The organism is Planococcus sp. A6 (assembly GCF_028823615.1).
GTDB lineage: Bacteria > Bacillota > Bacilli > Bacillales_A > Planococcaceae > Planococcus.
Genome location: NZ_JAPEHT010000203.1, coordinates 1 through 3,826, shown reverse-complemented (window position 1 = coordinate 3,826; position 3,826 = coordinate 1). Strand labels below are relative to the sequence as shown.

Sequence of the window (3,826 nt, the reverse complement as noted above, 5' to 3'; positions counted from 1 at the left end):
TTTTATAAAGGACAAACGAAATGATGGTCACCACGATTGTCCATACCGCGATAATCACAAGCGGCTTGGCCAAATCACCAGAAGCCGCTCCGATTTCCATAGCCACCAGCAATTCACTCAATTGGCTGCTCGGCAAATAGCGCAGCACTTCCAAAAATGGATACTGTTCTTCAAACGACAATGCAAACGGCCCAGCCGTGAAGATGATCAATACCGGAAACACCGACAGCGAGGCTTCCAGCAAAGTCTTTGAGTACAATCCGCAAATCGTCCCGATCGCTGTATAAAGCAGGATGGAAATCCCGAGCGCCGCCGTCAGCAGTAACACATTCGAGGTCTCGTAACCGAATAAGTAGGTGGTGAACGCCAGGACGGCCGCAGAAATAAGAAACACCAGCGCACTTTTGCCGATTAGCACGTCAAGCATCGAGGCCGGGGTCATCATGAGCGAACGCAGCGTATTGCGCTCTTTCTCCTCGGCAATCAAACACGCCTGCACAAAACTAGTAAGCATCGCTAATGAAAAATTCATGATGAACGCGTAGATCGCCGCTTGATCGCCGGCTTCCGTCCGGTAGAGGAGCGCAAAGACAATCGGGAACACGATCATGATCGATACCGCATAGTTTCTCGAAAATTCCTTATAATCTTTGATGAAAATGGCTTGGATGCGCTTCAGTGATACGTTCATACCAATTCACTCCCCGTCAGTTTAATGAAAATATCGCCCAGGCTCAGCTCATTCGTATACATGCGGTCGATTTGCCCGCGGCTCATCCACCCGGCGATGGCCGCTGCCGAATCCCCGTTCATCGACAGGCGCTCTTTTTCTCCGGACGTCAATTCCACGGTCAGCGTGCCGTCGCGGTGTATTTTTTTCAATTCATCAGGGGCCCCGATTGCACGAATCTCTCCCTTGTGTAAAATCGCCACGCGTTCACACAGCGATTCCGCTTCCGTCATATCATGGGTCGTTAAAAAGATCGTCGTCCCCCGTTCATTTAAATAGCGCAAGCCTTTATGGATATGTGCCGTGTTGACCGGGTCTAGCGCGGACGTCGGCTCATCCAAAAACAGCAGTTCCGGTTCGTGGATGATCGCGCACGCCAACGTGACGCGCTGGCGCATTCCTTTCGACAGCACACTGACCCGCTTTTTGCGGTCGGTATTCAAATTGACGAAATGCAGCACTTGGTCAATAGAAGATTTCGGCAAATTATATAAAAACGCTCATACAAACCGCTATTATCGGTCAAGATGCCGAAGCGCCGTTTTTGGGCGGTTTTTTGCATCATTCTAGACGGCATCTCCATCACGGCAGCATGCCCGTCCGTTGCTTCCAATTGGGCAGTCAAAATCTTGAGCAAGGTCGTTTTTCCGGAACCGCTCGGCCCAAGAAAGCCGAAAATCTCTCCCTTCGGAATTTCGAAGGATACATCTTTTAAAGCCATATTGCCGCCAAATGCTTTTCGGATATTCTGTACGGAAATTGCATTCATGTGCGCCACTCCTTTTCGTTGATGACACCAGCATAGTCAGAAAAAGGAGCAACCGCTTTGTGATTCCGCTAATATGTACCATTTCCCGGCCGAACTGTACCGTGAAATCCGTGATTCGGCGATTATTTCCCGGGAAATTAAATGTTCAGCAGCTCTTTTAATTCGGCCAATTTCGTCCTCGACAGCGGCACGACGGAATCTTTTCCAGTCGTCAAGCGCAGGCTATAGCTGTTTTTCGTCCATGTGATTAATTCCCGCACTTTTTGCAGATTGACGATATACGAGCGGTGACAGCGGAAAAACCCGTAATGCTGGAGTTTGTCTTCCAATTCCGCCAAGGTGAGTGCGCACGTATAGGTCTCCCCTGCCACATGCACCACAGCCGAGCTATTGATGCTTTCGATATAATCAATTTCCGGTGGGTTGAACAGAATGGTTTTGTCGTTCTTTTTCGTCGGGATTTTTTGGATCTTGAACTCCGCTTCGCCGGTTTCGTGAGCATTTTCCGCTTCATCTTCAGCGTCCGTTATATCCAATAGATGCAACCCCGCTTCATCCAAACGGTAAATTTCGTCGCAGCTGATCAGTGCATCTTCCAGATTGGCAGTGAGAATCAGAATCTGTTTTTCTTCCGACAATTCTTCCAACAGTCGCTTAAATGCCAATTGATCAGGTTCTTCGAGCTGAAAATACGGCTCCTCCAGGACGATGATCGGCTGCTGTGCGTAATAAACGCGTAGCAAGGACAGATAGATTTTCTTCGACGCTGGCAAATCGGCAATTTTCACTTTCTGGTATTCGCCTAATTGAAACAGCTGAAGCATCGAGCGAACCGGTGTGTGGTGGCCGCTGAGCGACTTCATAAAGCGCAGCAATTCCTCGACGGTCAAACGCGTGTATTCGCCTTGTTCCGCAAACGACAAATAAGCATCTCCCCGCTCTGCAAATTGGGCCAGGAGGATTTTCTTGCGCTGGACATTGGTCTGGATGCCTAGTACTTTGCCCTTCTCCATGTCCAATTCCAGCGACGGGATGATTTTCTGTCCGTTAACGCTCATTTCTCGAATGTTCATAGGCTCCTCCTGATTAACGAAAAGATTCTTACATTTATTGTAACCTTTCCTGTGCCGCAAGATACAGTACCGTTTTTGAGAATTACGGTTTTGCCCTACTCCACACAAAAGGCGGCACCCCATTGGATGCCGCCTCATCGTTTAGTTATCGAGTTCACGCATCAAGGTGTGTGCGTATCGGTCATGCGGCATCTGCGCACCCATGTCCTGACCGCGTTGTTTGAACCATTGGAGCGGCATAATCGAATCACGATGTGCCACGCGTTTTAGGACCTGTCCGCCTGTCAGTTCGCCGCCGTCTGCGTTTTCGATTTTGATGCCAGCGACTTGTTGTCCGACGGTCTGTCCGCGTGCCTTCAACTGGACGTATTCAAGCCCCCAGAAGACAACGGTCGGCGTAATGAGCGCATGCACCCATTCCTGTTTAATCTTTTTACGCAGCAGCGGTTCCACGACCCCATTCACCGCACCGGAGATCGCAAAATCAATAGCCAGCGCCTTGCCGCGTTTTTTCGTCAATGCATCCATTCCCATTCCTCCCTTATTTTCCGTCTCTTTCCATTATAACGAATGGACTCCGCAAAGACAGCAAGGGGCTGTATGCGTTATGATAAGGAAAAACCAAGGAAAAACGGGGGTGACACGCATGGCATTTCTAGTAATTTGGCTGCTGATGATTGCATACGCTGTCTTTTTTGCGCCTTCGGGTTCCGGCGGCATCGAGTTCGGCCCGCTGCTGATGGGTGAATGGGAAGGGGTCGACCCGCTCATCCTCGCTGTCTTCAACTCGCTCGGCATCTTTCCGCTCGTCTTCTTGACGCTTTTGGTGCCGAATGACCGCTTCCGTTGGCCGGCGTGGCCATTCGCGCTCGTATCGTTCGGCGTCGGGGCGTTCTCGCTCTTGCCGTATTTCGCGTTCGGCGACAAGCCGCCGGAGAAAAAACGCCGCGGGCCGAATTGGCTGCACCGGATCTTGCGCTCGAAAGCGTGGCTAATCTTCGTCGCCGCCATCAGCATCATCAACTTTCTCACCGTCTTCCGCGGCTTCTCGTCAGAAGCTTACGCGGAAGCATTCCAGACTTCGAGCTTGGTATCGGTCATGACCATCGACTGGTTCGTGCTATGGGGCTTGTCGGTCTATGCCACCTACCGCTTCTTGCCGGAGGCGAACTTCAAACAATTGGCTTTGCTGCCGGTAGTCGGGCCTATTCTTGTCTTATTGTTCAACCGCACGGCGAATAAAGACCATTAGAA

Annotated in this window: 4 protein-coding genes and 1 pseudogene; 1 reads left to right on the top strand and 4 read right to left on the bottom strand. The window is 50.6% G+C overall.

What is annotated here, in order from left to right; genetic code table 11:
* From ON064_RS17575 to ON064_RS17560, 4 genes and pseudogenes are all read right to left on the bottom strand, one after another.
* The coding region (locus ON064_RS17575; RefSeq protein ID WP_274625789.1) for an ABC transporter permease at positions 1-691 on the bottom strand (691 nt) is incomplete at its 3' end.
* Positions 688-1,499, bottom strand: a pseudogene (locus tag ON064_RS17570) (ABC transporter ATP-binding protein). The gene ON064_RS17575 and the pseudogene ON064_RS17570, both read right to left, overlap by 4 nt.
* A 137-nt stretch (positions 1,500-1,636) precedes the next feature.
* Positions 1,637-2,572: a LytTR family transcriptional regulator DNA-binding domain-containing protein gene (locus ON064_RS17565; protein ID WP_121298880.1), complete on the bottom strand. Its 936-nt coding sequence runs from the start codon at positions 2,570-2,572 to the stop codon at positions 1,637-1,639.
* Between the two features lie 141 nt (positions 2,573-2,713).
* The gene (locus ON064_RS17560; protein ID WP_274625788.1) at positions 2,714-3,100 is read right to left on the bottom strand and encodes an RDD family protein; all 387 of its coding nucleotides are present in this window, start codon (positions 3,098-3,100) and stop codon (positions 2,714-2,716) included.
* 118 nt (positions 3,101-3,218) lie between these two features.
* On the opposite strand from ON064_RS17560, the gene ON064_RS17555 reads away from it, so the two are divergent.
* Complete coding sequence (locus tag ON064_RS17555) at positions 3,219-3,824, top strand: hypothetical protein (RefSeq protein ID WP_274625787.1); 606 nt, start codon at positions 3,219-3,221, stop codon at positions 3,822-3,824.
* Positions 3,825-3,826: the final 2 nt, after the last annotated feature.